At 59.9% G+C, this 25,009-nt stretch carries 19 protein-coding genes and 1 pseudogene; 18 read left to right on the top strand and 2 right to left on the bottom strand.

The window, feature by feature from the left end; all coding sequences use genetic code 11:
• Positions 1-218 precede the first annotated feature (218 nt).
• The 12 genes from HMPREF2716_RS15140 (at position 219) to HMPREF2716_RS15085 (ending at position 17,157) form a co-directional block, all read left to right on the top strand.
• Positions 219-710 carry a hypothetical protein gene (locus tag HMPREF2716_RS15140; RefSeq protein ID WP_033938632.1) on the top strand — a complete coding sequence of 164 codons (492 nt, stop codon included), beginning with the start codon at positions 219-221 and terminating at the stop codon, positions 708-710.
• The gene (locus HMPREF2716_RS15135; RefSeq protein WP_033938626.1) at positions 694-2,973 is read left to right on the top strand and encodes a type II secretion system protein GspD; all 2,280 of its coding nucleotides are present in this window, start codon (positions 694-696) and stop codon (positions 2,971-2,973) included. The genes HMPREF2716_RS15140 and HMPREF2716_RS15135 overlap by 17 nt, the downstream gene beginning before the upstream one ends.
• Positions 2,974-3,491: 518 nt before the next feature.
• Positions 3,492-5,297 carry a hypothetical protein gene (locus HMPREF2716_RS15130; RefSeq protein ID WP_073650819.1) on the top strand — a complete coding sequence of 602 codons (1,806 nt, stop codon included), beginning with the start codon at positions 3,492-3,494 and terminating at the stop codon, positions 5,295-5,297.
• A 147-nt stretch (positions 5,298-5,444) separates the two neighbouring features.
• Positions 5,445-6,458: a UDP-glucose 4-epimerase GalE gene (gene galE, locus HMPREF2716_RS15125; protein WP_016263724.1), complete on the top strand. Its 1,014-nt coding sequence runs from the start codon at positions 5,445-5,447 to the stop codon at positions 6,456-6,458.
• Positions 6,459-6,481: 23 nt separating this feature from the next.
• The gene (locus HMPREF2716_RS15120) at positions 6,482-7,606 is read left to right on the top strand and encodes a glycosyltransferase family 4 protein (protein WP_031627961.1); all 1,125 of its coding nucleotides are present in this window, start codon (positions 6,482-6,484) and stop codon (positions 7,604-7,606) included.
• 19 nt (positions 7,607-7,625) lie between these two features.
• Positions 7,626-8,894: an ABC transporter ATP-binding protein gene (locus HMPREF2716_RS15115; RefSeq protein ID WP_031627960.1), complete on the top strand. Its 1,269-nt coding sequence runs from the start codon at positions 7,626-7,628 to the stop codon at positions 8,892-8,894.
• Positions 8,895-9,040: 146 nt separating this feature from the next.
• Entirely contained in the window at positions 9,041-10,597 is a 1,557-nt protein-coding gene (locus HMPREF2716_RS15110) for a sulfotransferase (RefSeq protein ID WP_034037189.1), read from the top strand.
• Between the two features lie 16 nt (positions 10,598-10,613).
• Positions 10,614-11,342 (top strand): glycosyltransferase family A protein, encoded by a 729-nt coding sequence (locus HMPREF2716_RS15105; RefSeq protein ID WP_023085035.1) that lies wholly within the window; start codon positions 10,614-10,616, stop codon positions 11,340-11,342.
• 96 nt (positions 11,343-11,438) lie between these two features.
• Positions 11,439-12,923 (top strand): glycosyltransferase family 4 protein, encoded by a 1,485-nt coding sequence (locus HMPREF2716_RS15100; RefSeq protein WP_003122969.1) that lies wholly within the window; start codon positions 11,439-11,441, stop codon positions 12,921-12,923.
• Positions 12,924-12,928: 5 nt separating this feature from the next.
• A complete protein-coding gene (locus HMPREF2716_RS15095) occupies positions 12,929-14,143 on the top strand; it encodes a glycosyltransferase family 2 protein (RefSeq protein ID WP_170869040.1) in 1,215 nt (404 codons plus the stop codon).
• Complete coding sequence (locus HMPREF2716_RS15090; RefSeq protein WP_043495217.1) at positions 14,140-15,912, top strand: glycosyltransferase family 4 protein; 1,773 nt, start codon at positions 14,140-14,142, stop codon at positions 15,910-15,912. Before HMPREF2716_RS15095 ends, HMPREF2716_RS15090 begins: the two co-directional genes overlap by 4 nt.
• A 21-nt stretch (positions 15,913-15,933) precedes the next feature.
• On the top strand, positions 15,934-17,157 hold the full coding sequence (locus HMPREF2716_RS15085; protein ID WP_170869039.1) for a sulfotransferase family protein: 1,224 nt from the start codon (positions 15,934-15,936) through the stop codon (positions 17,155-17,157).
• A gap of 56 nt (positions 17,158-17,213) precedes the next feature.
• On the opposite strand, the gene cysC is transcribed toward HMPREF2716_RS15085, so the two are convergent.
• Complete coding sequence (gene cysC, locus HMPREF2716_RS15080) at positions 17,214-17,804, bottom strand: adenylyl-sulfate kinase (RefSeq protein ID WP_017002019.1); 591 nt, start codon at positions 17,802-17,804, stop codon at positions 17,214-17,216.
• 505 nt (positions 17,805-18,309) lie between these two features.
• Between cysC and HMPREF2716_RS15075 the strand changes: the two genes are divergently transcribed.
• Together HMPREF2716_RS15075 and HMPREF2716_RS15070 are read left to right on the top strand one after the other, a co-directional pair.
• Complete coding sequence (locus tag HMPREF2716_RS15075) at positions 18,310-18,564, top strand: hypothetical protein (RefSeq protein WP_010792040.1); 255 nt, start codon at positions 18,310-18,312, stop codon at positions 18,562-18,564.
• A 15-nt stretch (positions 18,565-18,579) separates the two neighbouring features.
• Positions 18,580-18,996 carry a hypothetical protein gene (locus tag HMPREF2716_RS15070; protein WP_003082897.1) on the top strand — a complete coding sequence of 139 codons (417 nt, stop codon included), beginning with the start codon at positions 18,580-18,582 and terminating at the stop codon, positions 18,994-18,996.
• A 26-nt stretch (positions 18,997-19,022) separates the two neighbouring features.
• Here the strand turns inward: HMPREF2716_RS15070 and HMPREF2716_RS15065 are convergent, their stop codons facing one another.
• The gene (locus HMPREF2716_RS15065; protein WP_042931409.1) at positions 19,023-20,645 is read right to left on the bottom strand and encodes a two-component system sensor histidine kinase; all 1,623 of its coding nucleotides are present in this window, start codon (positions 20,643-20,645) and stop codon (positions 19,023-19,025) included.
• 145 nt (positions 20,646-20,790) lie between these two features.
• Between HMPREF2716_RS15065 and HMPREF2716_RS15060 the strand changes: the two genes are divergently transcribed.
• From HMPREF2716_RS15060 to HMPREF2716_RS15045, 4 genes and pseudogenes are all read left to right on the top strand, one after another.
• Positions 20,791-21,423 carry a response regulator gene (locus tag HMPREF2716_RS15060; protein ID WP_009876145.1) on the top strand — a complete coding sequence of 211 codons (633 nt, stop codon included), beginning with the start codon at positions 20,791-20,793 and terminating at the stop codon, positions 21,421-21,423.
• 305 nt (positions 21,424-21,728) lie between these two features.
• On the top strand, positions 21,729-23,804 hold the full coding sequence (locus tag HMPREF2716_RS15055) for a type VI secretion system Vgr family protein (protein ID WP_023518516.1): 2,076 nt from the start codon (positions 21,729-21,731) through the stop codon (positions 23,802-23,804).
• Positions 23,801-24,649: a DUF4123 domain-containing protein gene (locus HMPREF2716_RS15050; protein WP_023518517.1), complete on the top strand. Its 849-nt coding sequence runs from the start codon at positions 23,801-23,803 to the stop codon at positions 24,647-24,649. Before HMPREF2716_RS15055 ends, HMPREF2716_RS15050 begins: the two co-directional genes overlap by 4 nt.
• Positions 24,646-25,009: pseudogene (locus tag HMPREF2716_RS15045) on the top strand (hypothetical protein); the annotation flags it as partial. The gene HMPREF2716_RS15050 and the pseudogene HMPREF2716_RS15045, both read left to right, overlap by 4 nt.

The raw sequence follows: 25,009 nt of genomic DNA, 5'->3' as shown, positions 1-25,009 counted from the left end.
ACCCGTACCGACTGCACTGTTTGCCTATCCATCCGGTGCCGCCTGCCGTAATGGTCGGGTCCTTGCGTGCTTGGCGATGGAGTCTCGAAATGATTGGGTTTTACGACTTGTAAGTTGGGAGTTTTCTTACTTCTAACTCAGGATTTTCAATTTTCTATAAATGCCACACTTCCCGCATCTTCAACTCATCGCTTTCCATCCTGCCATTTGCAAACCCAATGACGCCTCATGCCTTTGCTCGCTGGAATCTTCTGCTTCTGGTCGCTTCCATCTTTGCCGGACTTGTCTTTGCTCCGAGTGCCGATCTTTCCGCCTTGCCCACTCCTGAAGCCCGGAAGTGGGTTCTGGCGGAAGTTCCGTCCGTTGCGGTTGATACGACGGTTGCCGGCAAGTTGGCTGGAATGTCGTGGTGGGGGAGAGCCGTGGACGAGGAGCGCGAAGCTGAATCGAAGCGGGTTTCGGTGGGCGTGGATGGAGTGGCGCTAATCAAGGTCGATTGGCTGCTACGCGGCATTGTCCGCGATGAAGGCGGCATCTTCGCCCTTGTTGCCAAAAGCGCCGAGGAGCCTCTGCGGCGTTTTGCGGCGGGCGCCACTCTGCCTGGCGGCGAGCGTCTGGAGAGCATCACTGAACAAGGAATCCGCTTCTCGTTCTCGCAGGACGGGAACACCCAGGGTTTTGAAAGGAAACTGTATGCACCCTTGCCATAGGCCGAGCTTTGCCTTCTTGCGCCACCCGTTGTCCGTTGTCGTCTGTCTGGCCATATTGGCAGGTTGCAGTACTTCCCCATTGCAGTTTCCCGAACCATTGCTCGCGAAGTCGGAAAAAGCCAAGGCAACCGAGGGCGTAGCCCTGCTGAGCGACGACGGAAAGAAAGCTCCGGCATCGTTGGCTGTTCCGAAGACGGAGTTCAGTGGCACGCCCACATCGCCTCGGTCGATCGTAGGCGGTGTAGTCGATCGAATGGACAAGGCGATCCTCGACGACAAGAAGGCTGACATCAGTCTGAACGTGGAGGACGTACAGCTTGCCGCATTCATCAACGAGGTATTCGGCAACATCCTCGGTTTGCCGTTTGAGATCGAAAGCGCTCTGAAGGAAAAGACTGATCGCGTGACCGTTCGTTTGGAACAGCCGCAGACTGCACAGATGGTTTACGAAGTCGCGCGCCAGGTGCTCGTCAACTACGGCGTGGAGATACTCCACCAAGGCGATATCTATCGCTTCCAGATCAAGCAGGTAGGGCTCAGCCCGGACGAGCCGCCCATTCTCATCAGTGGCGAAGCACGGCCTAGCGTGCCGATTGCCTATCGGCCGGTATTTCAATTCGTGGCGTTGCACAGCGTCGACCCCAAGGAGGTGATTCCCTGGTTGAACAGCGCCTACGAAAAATCCGGCCTGAGCGTGATGGCCGATGGTGCGCGGAGTGGCTTGATGCTCAAGGGCATGTCTTCCATCGTCAACCAGGCCACCGAAGCCGTCCGCCTTCTCGATCAACCTTTCATGCGTGGACGTCACAGCCTGCGTATCGATCCGGCCTTCGTCAGTGCTGCCGACATGGCCAGTCAACTCAAGACCGTGATTGCGGCGCAAGGATACAGCGTCGGTATCGGCGAAGCGGTCGGCAGCATAATGCTGGTACCGCTGGAAAGTTCCAATGGCCTCATCGTCTTCGCCAACGATGGCCAACTTCTCGACTTGGTGCGCGAGTGGGCACAGCAGGTCGACAGGGCTCCGATGGCGGTTGCCGCAGGTATCGGCGAGGAGAAGGAAGGACTGTTCTTCTACGAAGCTCGCAATACCCGTGTCACCGAACTGGCCAAGTCGTTGCGGGCATTGGTATCGGGGTTCGCCGGGGAGGGTGCCTACGGGATCACCTCCGGACTGCAAAGCAGCGCTTCCAAGCGATCTGGCGGTGGCAGGCGCGCCGGAGACGATGGTGCGGCACCGGCGGTGGCTCCCTTGCTGCAAGCCGCAGGTGCCGCCGCGTTGGTGGGGGGCGATGGTGCTAACGGTTTGCTCGGTGGCTTGGCGGCCGGTATCAGCGGCAGCGGCACCATAGTGGAGGACGAGAATCGAAACGCCATCTTGTTCCGAGGAGCGGCGCGTACCTGGCAGCAGATGCAGGGCTTGCTCCGGGAAATAGACAAGCCGGCCCGCCAGGTATTGATCGAGGTGACGGTGGCCAGCGTAAGTCTCAGCGACACCCAGGAGTTGGGCGTGGAGTGGGAGATGCTCAACGGCAGCTTCAATAGCGCGACCTCGACCGGAAGCAAGGGCAGCGCCGGGAAAGGAGGTTTCAACTACGTCATCAACACCGCCGGAGGCAATACCGCAGCCATCCAGGCAATGGCGGACAATCAACGAGTCCGGGTACTCGCCACTCCCCGTATCTTGGTCAAGAGCGGCGAGCAGGCCAACATCAATGTCGGTCGGGATATTCCTATCCCAACGGCCCAGGTCAATGACGACAGCACCACTGCTGGAAGCACCAACCTGCGCAATGAAATTGCCTACCGCTCTACCGGCACAATTCTGAATGTCGCCCCCGTAGTCTACTCGGATAGTCGGGTCGATCTTACGGTCAGCCAGGAGTTGAGCGACAGTGGCGGCTCTTCCGGCGGCGGTGGCAAGGCCAGTGGAGGAGGAATTAGCGCTCCGGAGATTTCCAGGACGTCGCTGGAAACATCGCTTACGTTGAAAAGCGGTGGGTCGGTGCTGATGGGGGGGCTGATTCGGGACAACATAACGGACTCCAACGCTGGCGTGCCTCTCCTGAAGGACATTCCCGGGATCGGTTTCCTCTTCGGACGCCAGAAAGCCGTGAAGACCCGTGAAGAAGTCATCATGTTGATCCAGCCTTACGTGCTGGAAAGTGATGCCGATGCCAGGGAAGTGACGGAAAAGCTGCGCGGCATGCTGAGCAAGACACTGGCCTGCTCCGATAGACCGGGCGCCTGCCGTATGGAATGAGGTCGGTCGCCTGCAACACTCATCTAGACGACTCTCGTCGTGATCCCCGATAGGCCTGGAACTTTCCGGGCCTTATCCATCCATAAAAATCTATTGCGAATCTTCTTTCTAAATGCTCAGAAGTAGCCTTTTACTTCTGGGTGTGACCCGGTTTTTAGAAGCGTTTATCCGTGATCACTTGGATATTCTTAAGAATTTTCTCTAATTTACGGTTTTTGTTTTTACCTTCTTCCGTAGGAAAATTCATTTATTAAATAGGAAGAGGTGAAAACGCACTTTTTGCTATTGCTGAGGTGCTTTGGCAATTATATAAAGCCATCCGTTGGTGCCTGTGTGGCCACTTCAGGTAGTGGCTGGGCGTCAATTCGATCGGTGTCACCGGAATGATTGGAAGTATTCATGGTGTCAGGCCTGTCGATGTGTTGGTTGATTACCGATACATGATCATTAGCGTGTCGTCCAAAGATGGACACTTGACTGGAATGCTCAATATAAACGCTTCAAGGAGTTATTTTCTCATGCTCAAAAGAACACTACTCAGCGCCGCTGTAGCTTCGGCACTGTTTGCTGGAGTCGCGAACGCTGCCGGAGTGGTTGCTATTGCCACAAGCCCCACTCTGGAGGCGAACTCGCCTGGTGCAACCGAGCAGTACGGGCCAGAACAGGCCAACTATGTCGTCGGCAAGAGTGTGGAAAATGGTGCCAACCTCGACAGCAAGGCGGCCAACATCACCCTGGCTCAGGAGATTTTCGGCAACAAGTCCGAAGAAACTACCTTTGACCTACCCAGCGTTACCTACACCATCGATCCAGTGAAGGCTGGAAATGCCGCTGCGGGCCACACCATCAAGCTGACCCTTGGTCGTACCGTCGTGCGCTTCGCCAAGGCCGTGACCGCCAACCAGATCAAGATCGGCGCCCTGGCTGCGGGTAGCGGCTTCGTCATCACCAGCGGCACTGGCGCCACCGACAACACGCTTGAGCTGCGCCTCGACCAGGCGGGTGCCGACATGATCAAGCAGACCGCGACCGGCGGCAACGTGGTGTTCTTCAACTTCCGCGAGCCGAGCAGCCAGGACAGCCAGCCTGCCAAGGTCACCAACATGCGCGCTCCGCTTCAGGGCGATGCCACCTTCGTGGCTGGATCCTGGAATCCGAAAGTGAGCCTGCAGAACGACCCGCTGAACGAATTGCGTTTCCAAGTCACGGTTTCCGCACAGTTCGATACCACCACTGGCGCCGATGCCGGCAACCCTGCGAATAACGATTCTGCACCGCCCCTGACCATTTTCACTTCGCTGCCCGCGGTTTACTGGGACGTTCTCAACACCAACCAGTATGGGCAGAATCGCGTCCTGCATCCGTTGAACCTGAACAATCAGGATCGCTCCTTCGATACCACGGTGTCCGTCGGTGGCGATAACACCGATTATTATGGTGCCAACTATGCGCGTCTGGGCGCCGTACGGCTCGGCATCAATACGGATGTGCTCAACGAGGCGGGTCGAACCGTGTTTGGTTTCGCCGGTGGCGACAAGGTGACCAGCACCCTGTCGGGTAACTTCAACGGGATCAGCGACATCGGCCTGACCACCGGGAACTGCTCCGCCTTTGCCGCCAATCCGGGGTCTGCCGCCAAGCTCTGGAATTCTGCCGCCATCGAAGGTGTAGTGGATGCGCAGGGCAACGGTACTTTGCCGGTATCGTTCGACAACTCGAATATCAACCAGACCTACAACGTCTGCGTGAAGGCTTCCGGCACCGTGCCGATGCAGGCGCTGCAACGTTTCGACGTGGGTGATCTGAAGGTCGACTTCGAGAACGTACGCTATGTCGACCGTACCATTGCAGGCAACCGTCTCGACGAGTTCTGGAAGAACAGTTGCGTCGCCAGTCTGTTCAATCTGCCTGGCTCCAATGTTTCCGACCAGTTCTTCATTCGTCTGACCAACACCAGCGACGATGGTCGGGACGGCAAGGTGCGCGGGGTACTGTTCGACCAGAACGGTAAGCGTTATCCGGCGACTGGCAGCACCTACCTGACCGACTCGAGCGGGAAGACCGCCCTGAAAGCGCACGAAACCGGTGTGTACACCGTAACCGAAGTAGCCAAGGCCTTCGGTATCGACGGTACCAACTGGAACGGTGCCAACGGTCGCGCACGTCTGGTCCTGGAAGGCGAGTTCCCAACTTGCGAGGCGCTCGGCCTGATCCGCTCTGCCAATGGCACCATCACCAACATGACCTCCACCACCCAAGGCAACTTCAACGAAGATGGCTCGTCCACCTCGGAGAACCACAAGGCTGGTAACAACCGCAACTAAGTCGCTTTAGCTGCAGGCCAAAGGAGGCGATCTCCTCGATCGCCTCCTTTTCCACTGGGTAAGTAGAAAGAGAGTGCGTTACAGACGGGCTCGATGGGAGTTCTTACCCCTGAAAACCCAGCTCTGTACGTATCAAGGTGAGGCGAGATGCGCGTATTGGTCACAGGAGGTGCAGGATTCATTGGCTCTCATGTGTTGGTCGAACTCTTAGGCCAAGGCGCCAAGGTTGTGGTTCTGGATAATCTTGTCAACGGTTCTTCGGAATCTCTAAAGCGAGTGGAAAGAATAACCGGGCATCCGGTTGGCTTCGTACTGGGAGATATTAGAGACAGTCTTCTTGTTGAGCGCCTGCTGATCGATGAGAAGGTTGATGCGGTCATTCATCTGGCGGGGTTGAAAGCTGTTGGAGAAAGCGTTGATGACCCGCTGGAGTATTACGAGAGCAACGTTCAGGGAACTATTTCGCTGCTACGCGCCATGCAGAGGGTCGGGGTATTCAAGATTGTCTTCAGTTCTTCCGCAACGATCTATCAGATGCCTGGCACCTTGCCTATATCCGAGAGTTCGAAAGTGGGAGGCGTGGCCAGTCCCTATGGCCGGACAAAACTGACTGCCGAGCACATGCTCGATGACCTGGCTCGCTCCGATGCGCGTTGGTCCATCGCGGTGCTCAGATACTTCAACCCCATCGGTGCTCATGAAAGCGGCCTCATCGGTGAGGACCCATGCGGTACCCCAAACAATCTGCTGCCCTATATCGCCCAGGTTGCAGTCGGACGTTTGAGTCGGTTGACGGTACATGGCGGCGACTATCCGACTATCGACGGGACGGGAGTCCGGGACTACATCCATGTTTGCGACCTGGCAGCAGGACATACCAGGGCGCTCGAGTACCTGCGGCAGGGGCACGGCTACCACGTCTGGAATCTTGGGACGGGCACCGGCTATTCGGTCTTGCAGATCATCGAAGCTTTCGAGCGAGTCTCTGGCAGGCGCATTCCCTTTACGGTGTCCGGTCGCCGCCCAGGTGATGTGGCCGAGTGCTGGGCGGATGTTTCCAAGGCGGAGCGAGAGTTGGGCTGGAAGGCGGGGCTGGGCCTCGAATGCATGATTGCGGATGCCTGGCGCTGGCAGGTTTCCAATCCGAGTGGGTATTCATGAATCACGCCGCTGTTGTCGATGGGTTGCCTTTTAGCAACCTTGCGCTGATCTCCAATCAGGCTTTTTCAATCTACAATTTTCGTGGCGATTTCATTCGTGAGGTCGTACGTCGAGGAGCGAAGGTCTACGCTTTCGCTCCAGACTATGACGAGGTGACAAGCCGTCAAGTTTCGGAGCTTGGAGCAATTCCGGTTTCCTACAGCTTGAAACGTGCGGGCATGAATCCCTTTCAGGAGTTGCACGCGCTCCTGAGCCTGATCTGCAAGCTGCGGGCGCTGAAGATCGATGCCGTGTTCAGTTACTTTATAAAGCCCGTTATCTACGGTGGTATCGCGGCTTTTTTGACGGGTGTCAGATTACGCTATTCGATGATCGAAGGCGCTGGTTTCATCTATTCGGAAGAAGGCTATACCCATTTTCTACGGAAGCTACTTAGGTATGTCGTGACCTGTTCGATCAGGTTGGTCCTTCGGTTCTCGTCTCGTGTATTTCTGCTCAATCAGGATGACTATGACCTGTTTGTGAGCCCTCGGCTGGCCAAGACGGGACGTGCCTTGATATTGCCGGGTATAGGCGTCGATCTTGATTATTTTGCCGCGAGTTCTCCCGTGTTGCGGCCTATTACTTTCGTGTTTGTCGCTCGTCTTCTCAAGGAGAAAGGTATCTATGATTTTGTGGAAGCCGCGAGAATCGTTAGAAAACGTAGTCCGCTCGCGCGTTTTCTGGTCTTGGGAGGCGTCGACAGTAATCCAGGAAAGGTTTCACGGGAGGAAATGAACCAGTGGGTAGCCGAAGGCTTGTTGGAGTGGCCTGGCCATGTGCATGACATCAAGGCATGGGTGGTCAATACAAGTGTATTCGTGCTGCCATCCTATTATAGAGAAGGTGTGCCGAGAAGTAGTCAGGAGGCCATGTCCCTGGGGAAGCCTGTGATAACGACTGACTGGACGGGATGTCGTGAAACGGTACTGGATGGTGTCAATGGGTTTCTGGTACCGATCAAGAGTCCGCAGAGTTTAGCCGCGGCAATGTTGAAGTTCATCGAGTCGCCTTCGCTCATCGCACGTATGGGAGAAGCCAGTAGATCGCTGGCGGAACAGCGCTATGACGTTTTCAGGATAAACAATACGATGCTTTCTGCGTTGTAGGGATCTGGCTGTGAGTTGTATGAATGGTAAGGCACCGGTACTTGCGGCCGTAGATATAAGCAAGGGTTTTAGAGTCTACAGGGCTCCTCATCAAAGGATGTTGCAGGCCATCTGGGGTGAGAGAAAGAAGTTTTATTCGGAATTCTGGGCTCTGCGGAATGTGAGTTTCCAGGTTTTTCCTGGGGAGGTGGTTGGAGTAATCGGCTGCAACGGCTCCGGGAAGTCCACCTTGCTGCAGATACTTGCGGGTACCTTGCGCCCTACGAGTGGACAGGTGGTTCGCCCAGAAAGGGTAGCGGCATTGTTGGAGCTGGGGGCCGGTTTCAACATGGAGTACACCGGCAGGGAAAACATAATCTTCAATGCCATGCTTCTTGGACTGGGCGAGCAGGAGATTTCTGAACGCCTTGACGAGATAATCCAGTTTGCCGATATCGGTGAGTTCATCGATCGTCCGGTTAGAACATATTCGAGCGGTATGTTCGTGCGTTTGGCTTTCTCCATTGCGGCATATGTCGATGCCGATGTGCTGATCGTGGACGAGGCCCTGGCGGTAGGTGACGCCGCGTTTCAGTTCAAATGCCTGAACCGGCTTGAAGAACTGCTGCTGAAAGGCATCACCATCCTGCTGGTCTCCCACGATATACAGTTGATCAAGAGTTATTGTAGTCGAGCGATCTATCTATCCAAAGGTAGAGTGATATTCGATGGCGACTGTGAAACAGCCACGGAACTCTATCTGCGGGACAGTATAGAGACACAGCGGGCGGAAGTCCGCTCAGGAAGCCTGATCGCTTCTGGCGAACACGGGAACTCGGTAATTGCATATGGAAATGGGCAGGGCAGGTTTCTATCCATCCGCATGGGTGTACTTGACGAAGCCCGGGATTACTTCGATTCGGGCGAACGTGTCTGGGTCGAGGTACTTGTGCAATTTGACCTACCCGTCCCGGAGCACCCAAAGATCACCCTGACTATCCGTGACCAGCGCGGTTACAACCTCTATGGCATAAACAATTTATTGCAGGGCAAGGCTCTGAATGTCGAGCCTGACGGGCGCTTGAGAACACGTATCAGCTTCGACTGCGACTTGCAGGCCGGCGAATACGCCCTGACGTTTCGTCTGGAGAACTCTTTGTCGGAGTCCGTTTGCGAACTCATGGATAAACAGGTCAATGCGGCGATATTCAGGGTCTTCAATTCGCCCAAGTGCTTCGATGCAGTGGTGAATCTGCATGGAGCATTCGAGCCGGTTTCGTTCTGCTGCGAGACCCGGGCTACCCAATGAAGTCATCGTCTTTGACCATGGTATTCGTCGTCCACGCCGGCGAGCTGGAAATCAAGTCTGCCGTGTTGGCGGCTTCTCTACGCAAATGCTTTGGCTTTTCCATGGATATCATTGCCGCATGTCCATCGGGAAAGGCTGACTGGGGTGTGCCAAGCGATGCATCCCGGCGCTTATATGAGCGTTTGGGCATTCCTCTTTTGCCTATGGATAGTCCTTTCGGGCCAGAGTATCCAATAGGCAACAAGTTTTCGGCGTTGGCGCTGGGGCCGGCTGTTGGGCATACGTTGTTTCTCGACAGTGACATGATCTGTGTCGATGCATTCGAAGCTGACATGCTTTGTCGTTTCGACGCGGCACTCAAACCTGCCGATATGGCATTGGTGGCAAAACAGAACGATTACTGGCAACGCATATACACCCATGCGGGATCGGCATTGCCTGGAGATCGGGTAGTGACCACTTGTTCCGGGGAAGCGATGCCTGCGTACTATAACGCTGGCTTTATCCTGGTACGTGATGCCAGGCGTTTCGCCGAAGTCTGGTACAGGCTCGCCGAACGCGTCCATGCGGACCCGCTGATCACCAACAAGATGCCCTGGCTGGACCAGCTGACGCTACCCGTCGCTCTGCACGCGTTGAACTACAAGACGAGAGCGCTCAGCGAACGGTTCAATTATCCGCTTCATATCAAGCCGCTATCCGCTGCGTCCCTACCGCCCTTCTTCTGCCACTACCATTCTCTCGACACACTTGTCCGCGAGCGTTCGCTATGGGCCGAACTGGACGAACTGGGCAAGCGTTTCCCTGAGCTGCGCGAAGTGCTTGCGCTGGATGCCAACTGGAAGAAAGCAATCCTGGCTCCTGCGCCTCGGCTGGCTTTCTCGGAAGGTGATTCCAGCGGCACTGTCGAGGCCGGACAGGACCTGGTGATCACCGGGATTCCCCGGAGCGGAACCAGCCATCTATGCCGTCTGCTCTCCCAGCAGCCCGACACCGTGGTGCTCAATGAACCTCCTCAGGTATTCGAAGCGCTGAAACTCTCGCCTCTTCCTTGGGGACTGCCACGCTACTACGCAGAGTTACGTCGCGACATCCTGGCGGGCAAGCCCGTGCCGAACAAGCATGTGAATGGCCGCCTGGTCGACGACACTGCCAGGGGCAACGATCAGTCCAGCGACTATTTCGCTGAGGTGCGGGGGGCTTCGTTTCACCTGGGAACGAAGAACACGCTTGCCTATATCGCCCGGCTGCCCCTGATCCGCAAGGTCATGCCGACGGCGTTGCTGATCGCAACCATCCGTCATCCCTACGACACCCTGAACTCCTGGGCGAACACCTTCGAGCACCTGCGCCAGGCTGCCGTCGAACGCCAGCCGTTCGGATGTCCCGATGACCTGGCCCTCACGGGATGGCAGCGCAAGGCACTGCTGGCCATTGCCGATACCGACCACCTAGCTGTCCGGCGTGCTCTGTGGTGGCGTTACCTGGCACTGCAACTGGAGGACGCCGGGGATTACGTCCAGTTGTTGCGCTGCGAGGACTTCGTCGAGGCGCCGCAAACGACCTTGGCCGCTCTGCGAAACGCCCGCCCCTTGCCTTTCGACGAGCCTGTGGCATGGAGCAAGGGGCTGGCGCCGGACGAGCAGGAGCTGGTTGCCAACATAGTCTGCGACGTTGCCGAGCGATTCCACTACGTCTTGTAGAGCCGGGAGAACCCTTATGCCGGATATCAGTTTAATCATGAATTTCCATGCGGAAGACGTGCTGGCGCATTGGAGCCTGCTGGGTTTTCAACGCATGCGTGAATTCGCGTCGCACCATGGGGTTTCCGTGCAGTTGGTGGCGGTGCTCGACCGCGCCTCGCAAACGACTCGGCGAATTGTCAGGCAGCATCCGATCCTGCGCGAGGGCGACAAGGTCCTTCAGGTCGAGCATGGTGATCTCGGGCTTTCCCGGAACGCCGGGATCGATAGCGCGGATGCGTCCACGGTGGGGGTGTTGGATGGCGACGACTACTGCTCGGCGAACTGGTTGGTCGAAGCCCTGCAGGTGGTATCCGAGAAGGGCAATGGCGTCGTGGTCCATCCCGAGTACACGGTGAGCCATGGAGCCTGCCATTTGCTGGGGCGTTCGGTAGATCAACTGAGCGAAGACTATCCCGTGGAAAGTTGCTTCAAGCATCACCCATGGGTTTCCGTTGCCGTAGCCGAGAAAGCCGTATTCCAGGAGCTTCCATACCTGGAGACCCGAGTCGGGAAATCCGGCTTCGGTTATGAAGATTGGCATTGGAATCTTGAGGTGATTGCGTCCGGTCGGAAGCACACCCTGGCTAGCGGCACCTGCCTGTTCTATCGCCGCAAGGAAGCATCGATGCTGGCCGCCATGGGCGCGCTGAACGCAGTGGTTCGCCCCGGACGATTCTTCGATGGACGGTGTTTCGATCACTAGCCGGCTTCTCTGGGGCCGGGGAGGCACATGCCTGCCGCGGCAGCCCCGCATCGATGAGCCGAGCATCCAGCACTTCTACCAAGTGGAACTTTCCTGATGAGCCTGAACGGCAGACTGAAAGCTCGTGCGGCCAGCTTCGCTCGCACAGCCTATCCACCTATTCTTGGATCGTTGCGGCGGGTGCTCTCCGAGCGCCAACTACAACGCTTCATACTGGTCTGCGACCGTTTGAAGGGCTGGTTGCTCAAGGAGGCAGTCGTCGTACCGTCACCCTCTCCGATGGCGCTGCCGCCATGGATAGTCGACGAAATGAAGGCGTTGGCCCGGATCGAGCCTGCCCTGTATCCCTCGGCGGCGAAGCTGCGCGTTTTCACTTCCTGGAAGGCCCCGATAGATAACGGACCGGCGCAGCTGTACCGGGGATGTCTGGCGGACTTCATCGAATATGCGCCGGATATGGTCTTCCTCGTCCCGCATTTGCAGCGTGGTGGCGCTGACCTGGGAATCCTGCATCATGTGCGGTTATGCGCCGAGATGGGCGTGAAGGTGACGGTAGTGGTCACGCGGGATGTGGTGTCTCCCTGGCTCAACCGGCTTCCGGCGGAGGTTCGGGTGGTGGAGTTCGGACGCCTGGGCAATCTGCTCGGCGAGGAGGACCGGCGCCTGGTACTGCTGCGCCTTTTGCTGCAATGTCCTGCCAGGAGTATCCACATCATCAACTCGCAACTGGCCTGGGAACTGCTCGAGCGGCATGGCAAGACGTTGACGTTCGAGGGTAAGCGGATTTACGCCAGCGTCTTTTGCGACGACCTGGACGGCAATGCGGTTCGCTGCGGCTATGCCAGCGAGTTCCTCCCACGGTCCTGGATGCACCTGGCGGGCCTGCTTTCGGATAACCGGACCTTCCTCCAACAGATTCACGAGCGGGACGGCATTCCGCCGGAGCTCATGCATGGGCTCTACTTTCCCGCCAGCGACCATGCAGAGGCGATTCCGACCGCAGGCTCGACGATTCTTTGGGCCAGCCGTATCTCGCCGCAGAAAAGGCCGGACCTGCTCTACGAGATTGCCCTGGCGCTTCCCGAATACCTGTTCGAAGTCCACGGCGAGGTCGATCCTGCTTGCAGGGGAGAAACCCAGAGGAAGCTGCGACGCCTGCCGAATGTCAGGCTTCATGGGCGTTACGACTCCTTCCAGGCCCTGGCTCGGCAGGGGCGATATGCGATGTTGCTGTATACCTCTCGCTATGACGGCTTGCCGAACATCCTGCTCGAAGCCACTGCTGCAGGGCTGCCCATAGTCGCCCCCGACGTCGGGGGTATCGCTGAGTTCCTGAATACCGAAACGGGCTATCTGGTCGGCGCTGACGCCGATGCCGGCGAGTTCGCAAGGGCAATCAGGAGTGCGCTGGGCAATCCCGGGGAGACGGCGAGACGGGTGAAACGCGCCCGCGAGTTGCTGACGCGACGTCATGGCTGGGCCGCATTCAGGGACGCGGCCAGGAACATACCCGGCTACCTGCCTGGGGGCGTGCGGCCGGAACAAGAGGTCTCCATGGAAACCGAACCGGTGTCCGGGTGAAGGGCGTGAGATCGGCCCATTTTCTGCAGCGCCTGATATTTTCCCTACCGCCTGCTTTTCGTTCGTGGCTGGGAGAGAAGGGAAGGCACCTGGTCCATCTTGTCCTCGATATCGGTTCGGCCTCGGCGCTCCGGCAGGATTCCGGGCACGCCACTCAGTGGGATCCGCAGAAGCCCCTGCTGAGCGTGGTCATTCCCTGCTTCAACCATGGGAGGTATTTGAGGCGCGCGCTTGATAGCCTGGCTCGGCAGAGCTTCCAGGACTTCGAGATCATTCTGGTCGACGATGGTTCTGATGACCCTTCGACCCTGGGCCTCCTCGAGGCTCTCCAGGAGCCCGGCATGACGATCCTGCGCCAGCCCAATCGTGGGCCATCCGCCGCGCGGAATGCCGGTGTGGCGCGGGCGAGGGGGCGTTATATCTGCTGCCTGGATGCGGATGACTGGCTGGCGTCCACCTATTTGGAAAAGTGCCTGGTCTTGCTGGAGGGAAACTCTGGCGTCCGCCTGGCGTACAGCTGGGTCCAGGTGGTGGGAGAGGAGCATCGGCTGCATCGTTCCGCCGGCTTTCATCCCGGACTGTTGCGTTACTTCAATCCGTTCTGTGTCTCCGCGATCTTTCATCGCGATGACTGGCTGGCGGTAGGCGGTTTCGACGAAGCCAGGGAGGCACAGTTCGAGGATTGGGATTTCTGGATCGCCCTGGTCGGATGTGGGGTGCGAGGCAGGCTGATCAGGGAACCCCTGTTGTTCTATCACCGCCAGGTCGGCTCCAGACTTGAGACCGGCAAACGTCATGCCTTGAGTTCTTACAAGCGCATGCGGACTCGCCATCCTCGCTTCTATCGAGGGAGTCCATTTCTTCGAGCGCAGCGGCAAGGCTATTACGACTGCTGGGCATATCCTCCTCTGCTCAACCTCTCCCGCGCCGACCAATACAACGCCGTCCTATCCGATGCGGTAGCCGTGGTGGCCGACGCGCCGCTCACCGAGGACTGGAACGCATGGCGTCGACAATTCGATGAGCTGCCAGCGTCCTCGACGGTTTTCGTCATTGCCGGTGGATGCCGGAAGCTCCCGGGCTGGCTGCTGGAGAGGGCGAGCGCCATCTACTGGCTGGACGACCTGCTGCACGAGCGGCAATGGTCGGCTTTCATCGATAACTTCAGGCGGACCCGCGGAATCTCCAAGGTGTTTTCCGTGGGCAGGACGGCGTGGTGAAGGTTCTTTCGCGAGGTCCCGTCGCCGATGCCGTGCCGTTGCTGTCCATCCTCACGGCCTGCGATTGCAGCGTGGAGGAACTCGAACGAATCGCCGCATTTCTCGAGACGCAGACGCTGAAACGCTGGCGCTGGCTTCATTGCCCAGGAGTGGACAGTGACTGTCTTCCGGTAGAGGGGGTGGCGGTACTGTACTTGCCGCGAGCACCGGCAGCCCTGAGGGCGACTGCTCTGGAAGAGGCGATCTGGTTCCTGCTGTCCCGACCGACCCTGCCGTGGGTCGAACTTCGCGAAGATGCGCGCCGCGGCGACCTCTTCGTCAGTCGCAGATCGTTGCCCGAGGGCCGTATTGGCGCAAGGCTGAACGGGCGCAGGCAGCCTTGCTCGCCGGCCATGCTGGCGCCGGGGGGCTTGCCTAAGGCACCGGGAAAGCGCCTGTTGCTGCTGGCGCCCTGGCTTGAGCCAGGCGGAGCGGATCGTTGCAATCTGGATATGCTTCGAGCCTTGGCCCGGGAGGGCTGGATGCTGACGGTGGTCGCCAGCCTGGCGGCCGAGCATAGGTGGCGGGATCGTTTTACCGCGCTCACTGCGGATGTCTGGGTGCTCCCGGACTTTCTGGCTGCCGAGAAAGCTTGCGGCTTCCTTGCTTATCTGGTGGACAGTCGACAACCCGACCTGATGCTGCTTTCCAACTCTGCATTCGCCTATGACGTGCTGGGGTACGTCCGGACCCGCTACCCGGGCTTGCCCGTGGTCGACCTCAATCATATGGAGGAGGGCTGGGACGATGGCGGCCATCCGGGCAGAGCCGCGCGATGCACTGCCTTGCTGGACAGGCACTGGGTCGTATCCGGGCACCTGCGCCACTGGCTGCTCGACCGTGGCGTCGAGGCGAGCAAGGTCGAGGTGTTGCACTGGTTCGCCGATGTGGACTCGTGGAAACCCGACAGCCTGACGCGCGCGAAGGTCCGGGCGCGCCTGGGAATAGCTCCGCAGTGCGTAGTGATCGCCTATGCGGGGCGGCTCTGCGCGCAGAAACGACCGGAGCTGTTTGCCGCCAGCCTTGGCGAGTTGGCGCGCCGTGGTAGTGATTTCGTCGCGTTGGTACTGGGCGATGGCGAGCTGGCAGGGGAGCTGCGGAACGACCTCCGGCGCCATGGCTTGGCCGGGCGGGTACGGATGCTGGGCTGGCAGGACGAGGCTGCGTTGCGCGAGTTGTTCCAGGCCTCCGATATATTTTTCCTGCCATCGGCCGGCGAAGGTATCGCACTGGTTCTCTACGAGGCGATGGCGTGCGGAATGGCCATAGTCGCAGCCGATGTCGGCGGTCACGCAGAACTGGTCTCTGCCCACTGCGGCTTCCTTGTTCCGCGGCGCGATGCCGAACGAGAGGCCAGGGATTACGCCGCTAGGCTCGAGAGCCTCATGCGCGAACCGGAAATGCTGAGGCGGATGGGGCAGAACTCCGCACGCCGCATCCGCGAAGCATTCACCTTGTCTCTTTTCGAGCGGCGTTTGCGGGAGTTGCTGGAACGCGTGCCGGTTTCGACTCCATGCGGCGTTTGCACGGATAGTCCGGTGCCTGCCCTGGGGGCGGCCAGGCTGTCCATGCAATGGGCTTCCTACCGACTGGCAAACGGATTGCGCTGCCGGCTGGATATCCAGAAGCACGGCCGTTTTTCAAGATTCCTGGAGCGATGCGCGAAGGGGATGTTCTTCTTGCGCACATTCGGGGCGAAGGCGCTTTGGCAAAAGATCAGGAAGCACTGAATGAATAGGGAGGTTTCATCCATGAAGCCCAAGGTGGTGGTGATTCTCGGCATGCATCGCTCCGGTACGAGCGTACTTTCCGCCGGACTCGAGGCGCTCGGGGTCGAGTTTGGCGAGAATCTGATCCCACCCAGGCCGGACAACCCCAAGGGATACTGGGAAGATGCCCGCCTGGTGGCTTTCAATGACAGAGTCCTGTCCCTGTGCGGGTTTTCGTCGGGCGACGTCGGGTTGTCCAGTCGCCGGGTGTTGGGCGTCGAGCGATTCGAAGAGATCGTCCAGCAGGCCATGGCGCTTTTGACTGAGCTACTGGCAGGCAAGGCGCTGCTGGGTATCAAGGATCCGCGTATGCCGCGTCTGATGCCGATCTGGCAAGCCGCGTTCGATGCATTGGGGCTATGGGTCGACTATGTCATTGCGGTTCGCCATCCTCTTAGCGTCGCGGAGTCTCTTGCTGCCCGTGACCACTTGAGTCGGGAAAAGAGCCTGATGCTCTGGTACGAACATTCCTGTCGCTCGATGCAGTGGGCGCTCCACAAGGGGGCCGTGGTGGTCGACTACGATCGATTGCTGGCTCTGCCGCGACAGGAACTGGGCCGTATTGGCCATCGACTTTCCTTGCCGGTGGACGAGTCGGCTTGCGCCCGCTTCGTCGGTGATGTCCTGGATGTCGAATTGCGTCACTCATCCCATGATGCGAGCGCGTTGGCTGCCGCAGCGGGAAGCTTTCAGGCGCTGCTCGAGGTGCACGAGGCACTGCAGCAGCTTGCCGTGGACCGGTTCGACATCGAAGGGTGGAAGGGCCTGGAGCGGGAATTCAGCAGAGCGATGCCGTTGCTGGAGTACGTGGGGGAACTGGACAGGCAACTCTGGCAATCGGCTTCGTCCCACAACGAGAGCATGACGCGGTTCAGCGAGCAGGTGGCTGACCTGGCCATGAGCTGTACCGCACAGAGGCAACTGAATGATGGACTGAGAGATCGCTTGCTTGAGGCCGGTGCTCGGATCGAACAGAACGAACGAGCCATGCGGGAACTTTCTCGGCGATTGTCGGCGTGTCGCGAAGAGCTTGCTTCCGCTCAGCGCAATCTCGCCGAAATGGACAACTTGCTACGGCGCACGCAGGTAGATCGCGATGATACTCACGCCCGTTTGTTGGCTATATTGGACAGTCGCTTCTGGCGTTTCACGAAACCCTTGCGAAACCTGTCCCGTCTGTTCGGCAGCGAGACAGGGTGTCCCTGAGCGCAAGCTGGAAGTGGGGCTGCGGACGGTTCGTGCCTCCAGGCCCAGTCATCTTGTCAGGCTGGCTGGTTCGTCTCCAGGTAGGAAATGATTCGCTTCACCGCCAGGTCGGGGTCTTCTGAAAGTGTATCGATCGTTATGTTCGGCTGTGCGGGCGTTTCGTAGATCGAGTCGATCCCGGTGAAGTTTTCGATCTTGCCCGAGCGTGCTTTCCTGTACAGGCCTTTGGGATCTCTTCTCTCGCATTCCGAGAGCGGCGTATCGACAAAGACCTCAATGAAATGCTCGATGCCGATAAGTTCCCGAGAGAGGTTCCTGTCTCGCGAAAATGGCGAGATGGTTGCCACGATCACGATAAGGCCGGCTTTCAGCAGGATTTTTGCCACTTCCGCGATTCTTCGAATGTTCTCGGTGCGATCTTCGTCGCTGTAGCCAAGGTTTCGGCACAGGCCAAGGCGCAGATCGTCGCCGTCCAGGAGAAACGTATGTTTCTTCTGTTCGAAAAGCGCTAGTTCCAGGGCATTCGCAATAGTGGATTTTCCAGCGCCACTCAACCCGGTCAGCCAGACGACCGCTGGGCGTTGGTGCTTGAGCGCACTGCGTGTCTCGTTATCGATCGATCGTTTTCCATGTTCACGAGGGTTCATCGCTGTTTCTGCCTGGAGGATTGGTTAACTGCATGGGAAGGGGGGCCTCCCGAAGTTGGACTTGGATTCCGTTGGGGGCCGGTACTTCTTCTAATGCGCGGTCAGGGCGTGTTTGTGCAGTTAGTTAAGTTAACGTTGCGCCAAATAAGTGCGTATAAGAAATTTCTTTATTTTCAGTAGGATGTTCTTTCCCTTAGGTATTTAAGCAAGTGGCTGGTTTCACTTGTCTTCCAGCCATGGCCGTGCAGTGTTCGGTCGCGAGGGTGCTGTTGGAGACCGAGAAAGCAGGGGAACGCATCCAGCGTTTTCCGGGGCGCAGAGTTGGTCGATGGAATGGCGCAGCTTCGACCGGAACTCACCGCAGGTGACTTCCCGATCGGACGAGCCGAGAAAATAGTACCTCTGTGCTATTCGAGCTTCTTCGCCGCGACGCTATAGTCCCGCCCTTGATCCCCGCGTTTCGCGGAAACCGGTTGTGCAGGACGCACGCGACTTGGAAGGAACCATGACTCGGCAATCCGTACTCGCCACCGGCCCGGAGGCCAGCGATTGGTGGTGCTTCGGCAGCGGCGACGAGCCGGCGCGCGAGTCGTTCTCTGCCGGTGGGCGTTCGCTTGCGGCGTCGAGGAAACCCGTCGGCGCACAGAGCGGAATGGCCGTGGCCGAGCAGGCGAACCGCGCGCAAGCGTCCGGGCAGGACGCCGCGCCGGGCCTGCGAACCTTCGACCTGCTGCCTGGCAACCCGCCGAAGAACCCTTAGACACGGAGTCAACCCATGCGCCGGATATTCATCGCGCCGTTACTGGCGTCGCTTTCCCTGGGCGGCTGCATCCAGATGGACACGCTGCCCGAGGTCTACGCCCGCAGCCAGTGGAAGGGCCGTTCCGCCGAGGAAGCGATAGCCTTCTTCGGTACGCCGCAGAACATGGAGCGCACCGCCGACGGCTCGCAGGTGGTGATGCAGTGGTACACCGACACCAGCTATTCCCGCTATGAAGTGGTGGGCTCCAGCTCGGAGATGCAGGGCAACGTGATGGTGAACACCAACTACTGGGATACCGTCAACCACCCCAATCGCTGCATCATTTCCGTCACCGTCGACAAGAGCAAGCGGATCACCCAGTTCGAGGCCGACGACGGCGAGTTGCTGCTGTCCCACGGCTGCGCTGGCATCAAGTACGGCCCGCCGTAGGCCTGCGTTCCTCGACCGGCCTTATCTCAGGAAGCGTGGCTGGCGGCCACCGGGCGCTCGCGCAGGGCGCGCAGGGTGGCGCGCAATTCCGTGGGGCGCACGGGCTTGGAGAGCAGGGCGATGTCGGTGTCTTCGACGCTGGCCTGGATACGCTCGATGTCGTGGCCGCTGATCACCAGCGCCGGTATCGCCTCTCCGCGTTGCCGCCGTACCCGCTCGATGCACTCGACGCCGGAGGCGTGGGGGCCGAGGTCGTAGTCGACGACGAGGATGTCGCAATCGGTTCGCCAGCCGTCCGCCTCGATTTCCGCCTGGACCGTGCAGCCCCAGCGTTCGAGCAACGCCGAGGTGGCGCGCAGGACGTTGCGATCATCTTCCACCAGGCACACCCGCAAGCCGGTGAGCAGGCCGGCCTGCAGGGGATCGTCGCGGCGGGGCAGGGCTTGCGCGGCGACCGCCGGCAGGCCGTGCAGGGTCACCGCGGTGCCGCGTCCGACCCGCGAGCGCAGCGTCACCTCGATCCCGGTCAACTGCCCCAGGCGGCGGACGATGGACAGCCCCAGGCCGATTCCCTCGACGTCGCGGTCGCGCGTCTCGCGTACCCGGTAGAACTCCTCGAACACCCGCGGCAGGTGTTCCTCCGCGATCCCCCGGCCCTGGTCGTAGATGGCTACGGCCAGGCCGTCGCCTCGCCGCCGCACGCCGATCAGCAGCGGGCGCTCGGCGGCGTACTTGAGGCTGTTGGAGAGCAGGTTCTGCAGCATGGTGGACAGCAGCCCCGGATCGGTTCGCGTCCACAGGCGGCAAGGGCGCAGGCGCAGTTCCACCCCGGCCCAGCGCGCCGCTTCGGCGTTGCGCCGGACCAGGTCGCGCAGCAACTCGCCCAGGTGGACGTTCTCCTGCTTGGGTTGGAGCCGGCCGTTGTCGAGGGTGTAGAGATCGAGGATGGAGCGGAACAGTTGCGAGACGTTGAGCAGCGAGCGGTCGATGTTGTCCACCAGGCGCCGTTCCTCGTCGCCCAGGCGGGCGTCGCGCAGGCAGGCGGTGAACAGGCCGATGGAGTGGATCGGCTGGCGCAGGTCGTGGCTGGCCTGGGCCAGCAGGCGCGATTTCTCCTGGTTCGCCTGCAACGCTTCCTCGGTGGCCTTGCGCGTGCGCTCCAGCAGGAGGTGCGCGTAGAAGGGAATGACGGTACTGGTGGTCATCAGCATCAGCACCATGAACGGCTGAGCCTGCCAGGCCGGGGTCAGGCGATAGATGACCAGTAGCGCGAGCAGCGCCAGGGCGGTGGCGATGGCCAGGTAGCGCGAGCCGTAGCGCATGCCGTTGCCCAGGTTGATCCAGACCATCACCGCGTACAGCGGCAGCGCTGCCTCGCCGCCCACGATCAGGCCGAACGAGGTGCCGGCGTAGTCGTGCAGCATGCAGAAGATCCGCCGCGCCGGGTAGTGCCCCGGCCAGCGCACGATGGCCTGGCGCAGCAGTATGGAGGCGATCAGGAACAGGCCGTAGTAGGCAACGATCGGCAGGTAGGTCTCGACCTTCAGGCCGGGCAGCAGGCCGATCAGCACCACGTAGAGAATCGCGCAGGTGGCCACGATCAGTCGCAGGTTGGCCTGGTCCAGCTCGGTATTCTTCTCGAACTTCATGTGCACCTCCGTGTGCATGGGAGCGCCGCGCGCCTTTTCCTCTGTTTCGCCCCCTTCGTCACGAAGACGGACGAAGGGTGGGCGCGGCGGTAGCGGGCTAAGGTAGCATGCGCGGCGGAAACTGCGACTCCTGGAGACTACAAGAATGACTGGCCGCATCATCGTCGCCGATGATCATCCGCTGTTTCGCGAGGGCATGCTGAGTATCCTCCAGCGCCTGCTGCCCGAGGCCAGGATCGAGGAGGCCGGCGATCTCGCCGGGGTCCTGCGCCTGGCTGGTGAAGGCGAGCAGCCCGATTCGCTGATCCTCGACCTGCGTTTCCCCGGCCTGACCCGCATCGAGATGCTCGCCGACCTGCGCCGCCGGTTCCCGCGCACCACCCTGATCGTCGTCTCGATGGTCGACGACCCGCAGCTCATCGGCGAAGTGATGAATGCAGGGGCCGACGGCTTCCTCGGCAAGAGCATCGCGCCCGAGGAACTCGGCCAGGCGATTCTGGCCATCCGCGCCGGGGAAGTGCTGGTGCGCTACGAACCCTCCGGCCTCCTGCCGCTGCAGCCCAGCCCGCGCCTGGAGGGGCTCACCGAGCGCCAACTGGATGTCCTGCGCCTGCTGGCCCAGGGCAAGAGCAACAAGGAGATCGGCCGCGCCCTGGACATCTCCCACTACACGGTGCGCATCCATGTGTCGTCGCTGCTGCGGGCGCTGGACGTGCCGTCGCGGACCGCGGCGGCGGTGAAGTACCGGGCGGCTCTGGGGCATGGCGACGGGGAGTAGCGGCAGCGATGGGCCCGGCGCCGATCAGACGTCGTGCGCCTTGTCCTGCCGCCGGCATGGGGCCTTGGTCCTAACAGGCCAAGACCATGCGGCTCGGCACGTTCAGTAGCGTTGCGAGCATGGCTTGACAGTCGCTTGACTGCCTGAGTGAGACGGCAGCAGGTCCCGACAGAACCACTTCTGGTCAGACAGCGTTTTCAGAATTTTCTGCGCATACGTTCGAAGGGCGACTTGCTAGAGTCCTCGCTCCATGCCCGCGCAGCCGCATTTTTACAAGTGCGCTGTCCAGCTTAAGGAAAAGCAAAATGTTCGCGCCAGCCAATAGTGCGCACTTTGCGCTATCGATCCCCTCCGTACGCAACGACTTCAAGGTACTGGCTTTCGATGGCACCGAAGCCATCAGCACCCTGTATGCCCTCCGTATCGAACTGCTCAGCGAGAACCCCGATTTCGACCTGGAGGGTTTGCTCGGTCAACCGGCATTTCTCCAGTTCGGCCTGAGCGGCGAAGGGATCCATGGGCATATCGAAGACGTGTACGTGGGCGAAGCCGGTAGGCGCCTGGCGCGCTATCACCTGATCCTGGTGCCGGTATTGCACTATCTGCAATTCAGCTTCAACCAGCGCATTTTCCAGCACCTGACAGTACCGCAGATCATCGCACAGGTGCTGGCAGGCCATGGTATCCAGCCTGATGTCTACGTCTTCAATGTCCACTCCAGCCCGGAACGCGAATACTGCACCCAGTACGGTGAAAGCGATTTCGATTTCATCCAGCGGCTGTGTGCCGAGGACGGCATCGCTTGGCACCACCAGCATTCAGCGGATAATCACCTGCTGGTGTTCACCGAGGACCAGGCCTGGTTCCCCGTGCTGGGATGCACGCCATACCGCCAGGATACTGGAACGGTCGCCGATCATCCGGTGGTCAATCGGTTTTCCCAGCGTTTCAGTTCCCGCACCAGCAAGGTGACTCGCCGCGACTACGACCTGAAGCGGCCAAGCCTGTTGCTGGAAAGCCAGTTCACCGCGGAGTTCGAGCCGGCCCTCGAGGACTATCGTTATCCTTCGCCGATCACCACGCTGGAGCGTGGACAGGTGTTGGCCAGACAGGCTCTGGAACGGCATCGTGTCGATTACCAGTTGGCCGAAGGCCAGAGCGATCAGCCGACGTTGCGCAGCGGTCACTTCTTCAAGCTAACCGAACATCCGCGCAAGACATGCAACGAACTGTGGTTGTTGCTGAGCGTCACGCACTCTGGTCGGCAACCCCAGTCACTCGAAGAGTCCGTGACCGGGGATAGCCAGGCAGAAGACGGCTTCACCCAGGGTTATCGCAATACCTTCACCGCCATTCCATGGGATGTGTTTTTCCGGCCGCCGCTGCTGACGCGCCGACCCCTGCCGGGGTGCCAGACCGCTCGGGTCACCGGTCCGGCCGGCGAGGAGATCTTCTGTGATGAATACGGGCGGGTGAAGGTCGAGCTGCATTGGGACAGACGGGAACTGGGAAGCGACAAAAGCAGTTGCTGGCTGCGGGTTGCTTCCAGTTGGGCAGGCGAGCGTTTCGGCGCGGTGACCATTCCGCGCATTGGCATGGAAGTGGTGGTGAGCTTCCTCGAAGGCAACCCGGACCGCCCGCTGATTACCGGTGTCGTGCCGAACAAGACCACGCCTGTGCCCTACGCGCTGCCGGCGAACAAAAGCAGAACCGTATTGCGTAGCCGAAGTACGCCGAACAGCGGCGGTTACAACGAACTTTCGATCGAAGACCGGGCAGGCCAGGAAAAGATCTTCCTGCGCGCGCAGCGCGATATCGAGCAACTGATCCTCAACGACAGTCACGCCAGCATCGGCAATGACCGTCACGAACGGATAAGCCGGGACAGCCGCAGCCTGGTCGAAAACGACCGCTTTGAGCAGGTGAACATGAACAGTTCCAGCCTGATCAAGGGCGATGAGCTGCATACCACCCAGGGTGAGCGCCACACCCGGATCGGCGGCAACGAACTGCTTTCCATCAGCGGCGCCGGCAGCATCGCCGTGGACGGCACCTGGGTCGTGCAAGCCGGATCACAGGCCCGCGTCACCGCCACCAATGTGCTGGTCGATGCCGGCGTGAACCTGACACTCAAGGCCGGTGGACAGCATATCGTCATCAACTCCGCGGGGATTTTCAGCAGCGTGCCGATCGTGCAGGGCGGAGCCCCCATGGCCGGCATCGCACCGCAGCAGGCACTCCAGGCTCTGGCCGAAGCAGCACAGACCGTCGTCGCCAATTCGCTGCCTCTCGTGGCTGCCGCCAGGCAACGCGCCGCGGACTTCTGCCCGCTCTGCGAAATCTGTCGCGATGGACTGTGCCGTGTTGGAGGTGCCGCATGACCACGGCCGAACAATGGCTGCAGAAACAAGGCGAGCTGGGCCGATACCTGTACCTGGTACTGGACTCCGATGGCCAGATCGACGAGCGCGATGCCTTGCTCGAAGGGCGCGAACCCCATCAGTACGGCAATCTGTATAGCGGTACGCCCGCCAGTTCGCTGGCGGCGATAGGTCCCTACCTGTTCCGGCTCGATGCGCTGGACCATCCGGTCATTCAGGCGTTGCTCAAGTCGCCCGAACGTCATTGGGGCTGGCTGGCCAGCAGCGTGAGCAGCGATCTGGAGTCGCTGGCCCGGCATTGGCGCGCTCGCCTGGTAACGGGCGAGCGGCCAAACCAGGCGCTTTATCGCTTTCACGACAGTCGCGTGCTGGGTCGCGCCCTGGCACACCTGCAGCCGGAGCAGCGCCCGGCGTTCCTTGGACCGATCTCCAGCGCGTGCTACTGGCTGGCCGGGCGATGGCTCCATGCCGACAACCCCGCCCCTGGCGACCATCCCGTGCCGGCCGAACCGGCGTGGCTCGTTGTCCCCACGGCTTCGGAGACGGCGGCAGGTATTCAGTTCGACAACGCCTGGCGCTACCTGATCGCCGAGTGGACGGAGCCGTTTGCGGAATTGGCCGGGCAGCGGGATGCCGACGCCTGGCTTCGGGCGCAGTTGGAACTGGCCCGCACATGGGGCTGGCGGGCGCCTGAACAGATCCGCTTTCTACTGCTTCAACGCCTGTTCGCATCGGATGACGCCCTGCCCAGGTCCTGGTCACCCCTGCCTGACGAAACCCCCACGACGCATTTCGAGCGTGTGTATCAGGAGGTGCGGTTCTGGCAAGGAGACGCCCCCGTATGAACTGCACCCTTAAAAACATGACCCTTGCCAGTTGCCTTGTGCTGGCACAGGGCTGCACTGCCTTGGGCACGTCCAACAGTTTTACCGTTACGGCGGACCTGCCGCCTGAGTTCACTTATGAAGCCACGGCAACTTATGTGCCGGCCAAAGGTGAAACCTGCACGGTGCCGGGGGGAAAGGATACGCAAATTGGCTACAACTCGGGGCGGGAAAAATATGAACGGGATTCGAAGATATTGTTACGTCGTACGGTCAGTGGCTGCCCTTTGGTACTGCAAAACATCGATTTCTATATCTATGGCTGGTATGGCAAGAGTTGGAGGGATTTCGGGCGTGACTCGGCCCTGATCGTCGTACGAG

It is taken from the genome of Pseudomonas sp. HMSC076A11 (assembly GCF_001810205.1).
In the GTDB taxonomy this organism is placed as follows: domain Bacteria; phylum Pseudomonadota; class Gammaproteobacteria; order Pseudomonadales; family Pseudomonadaceae; genus Pseudomonas; species Pseudomonas aeruginosa.
Note: the sequence above shows the minus strand (reverse complement) of the source record. Positions and strands in the feature narration are given on the sequence as shown.

What these genes read in the sequence shown, in the direction of transcription:
- HMPREF2716_RS15140 (WP_033938632.1), top strand. Translation starts at nt 219, where the DNA reads ATGACGCCTCATGCCTTTGCTCGCTGGAATCTTCTGCTTCTGGTCGCT.
- HMPREF2716_RS15135 (WP_033938626.1), top strand. Translation starts at nt 694, where the DNA reads ATGCACCCTTGCCATAGGCCGAGCTTTGCCTTCTTGCGCCACCCGTTG.
- HMPREF2716_RS15130 (WP_073650819.1), top strand. Translation starts at nt 3,492, where the DNA reads ATGCTCAAAAGAACACTACTCAGCGCCGCTGTAGCTTCGGCACTGTTT.
- galE (WP_016263724.1), top strand. Translation starts at nt 5,445, where the DNA reads ATGCGCGTATTGGTCACAGGAGGTGCAGGATTCATTGGCTCTCATGTG.
- HMPREF2716_RS15115 (WP_031627960.1), top strand. Translation starts at nt 7,626, where the DNA reads ATGAATGGTAAGGCACCGGTACTTGCGGCCGTAGATATAAGCAAGGGT.
- HMPREF2716_RS15105 (WP_023085035.1), top strand. Translation starts at nt 10,614, where the DNA reads ATGCCGGATATCAGTTTAATCATGAATTTCCATGCGGAAGACGTGCTG.
- HMPREF2716_RS15100 (WP_003122969.1), top strand. Translation starts at nt 11,439, where the DNA reads ATGAGCCTGAACGGCAGACTGAAAGCTCGTGCGGCCAGCTTCGCTCGC.
- HMPREF2716_RS15085 (WP_170869039.1), top strand. Translation starts at nt 15,934, where the DNA reads ATGAAGCCCAAGGTGGTGGTGATTCTCGGCATGCATCGCTCCGGTACG.
- cysC (WP_017002019.1), bottom strand. Translation starts at nt 17,804, where the DNA reads ATGAACCCTCGTGAACATGGAAAACGATCGATCGATAACGAGACACGC.
- HMPREF2716_RS15075 (WP_010792040.1), top strand. Translation starts at nt 18,310, where the DNA reads ATGACTCGGCAATCCGTACTCGCCACCGGCCCGGAGGCCAGCGATTGG.
- HMPREF2716_RS15070 (WP_003082897.1), top strand. Translation starts at nt 18,580, where the DNA reads ATGCGCCGGATATTCATCGCGCCGTTACTGGCGTCGCTTTCCCTGGGC.
- HMPREF2716_RS15065 (WP_042931409.1), bottom strand. Translation starts at nt 20,645, where the DNA reads ATGAAGTTCGAGAAGAATACCGAGCTGGACCAGGCCAACCTGCGACTG.
- HMPREF2716_RS15060 (WP_009876145.1), top strand. Translation starts at nt 20,791, where the DNA reads ATGACTGGCCGCATCATCGTCGCCGATGATCATCCGCTGTTTCGCGAG.
- HMPREF2716_RS15055 (WP_023518516.1), top strand. Translation starts at nt 21,729, where the DNA reads ATGTTCGCGCCAGCCAATAGTGCGCACTTTGCGCTATCGATCCCCTCC.
- HMPREF2716_RS15050 (WP_023518517.1), top strand. Translation starts at nt 23,801, where the DNA reads ATGACCACGGCCGAACAATGGCTGCAGAAACAAGGCGAGCTGGGCCGA.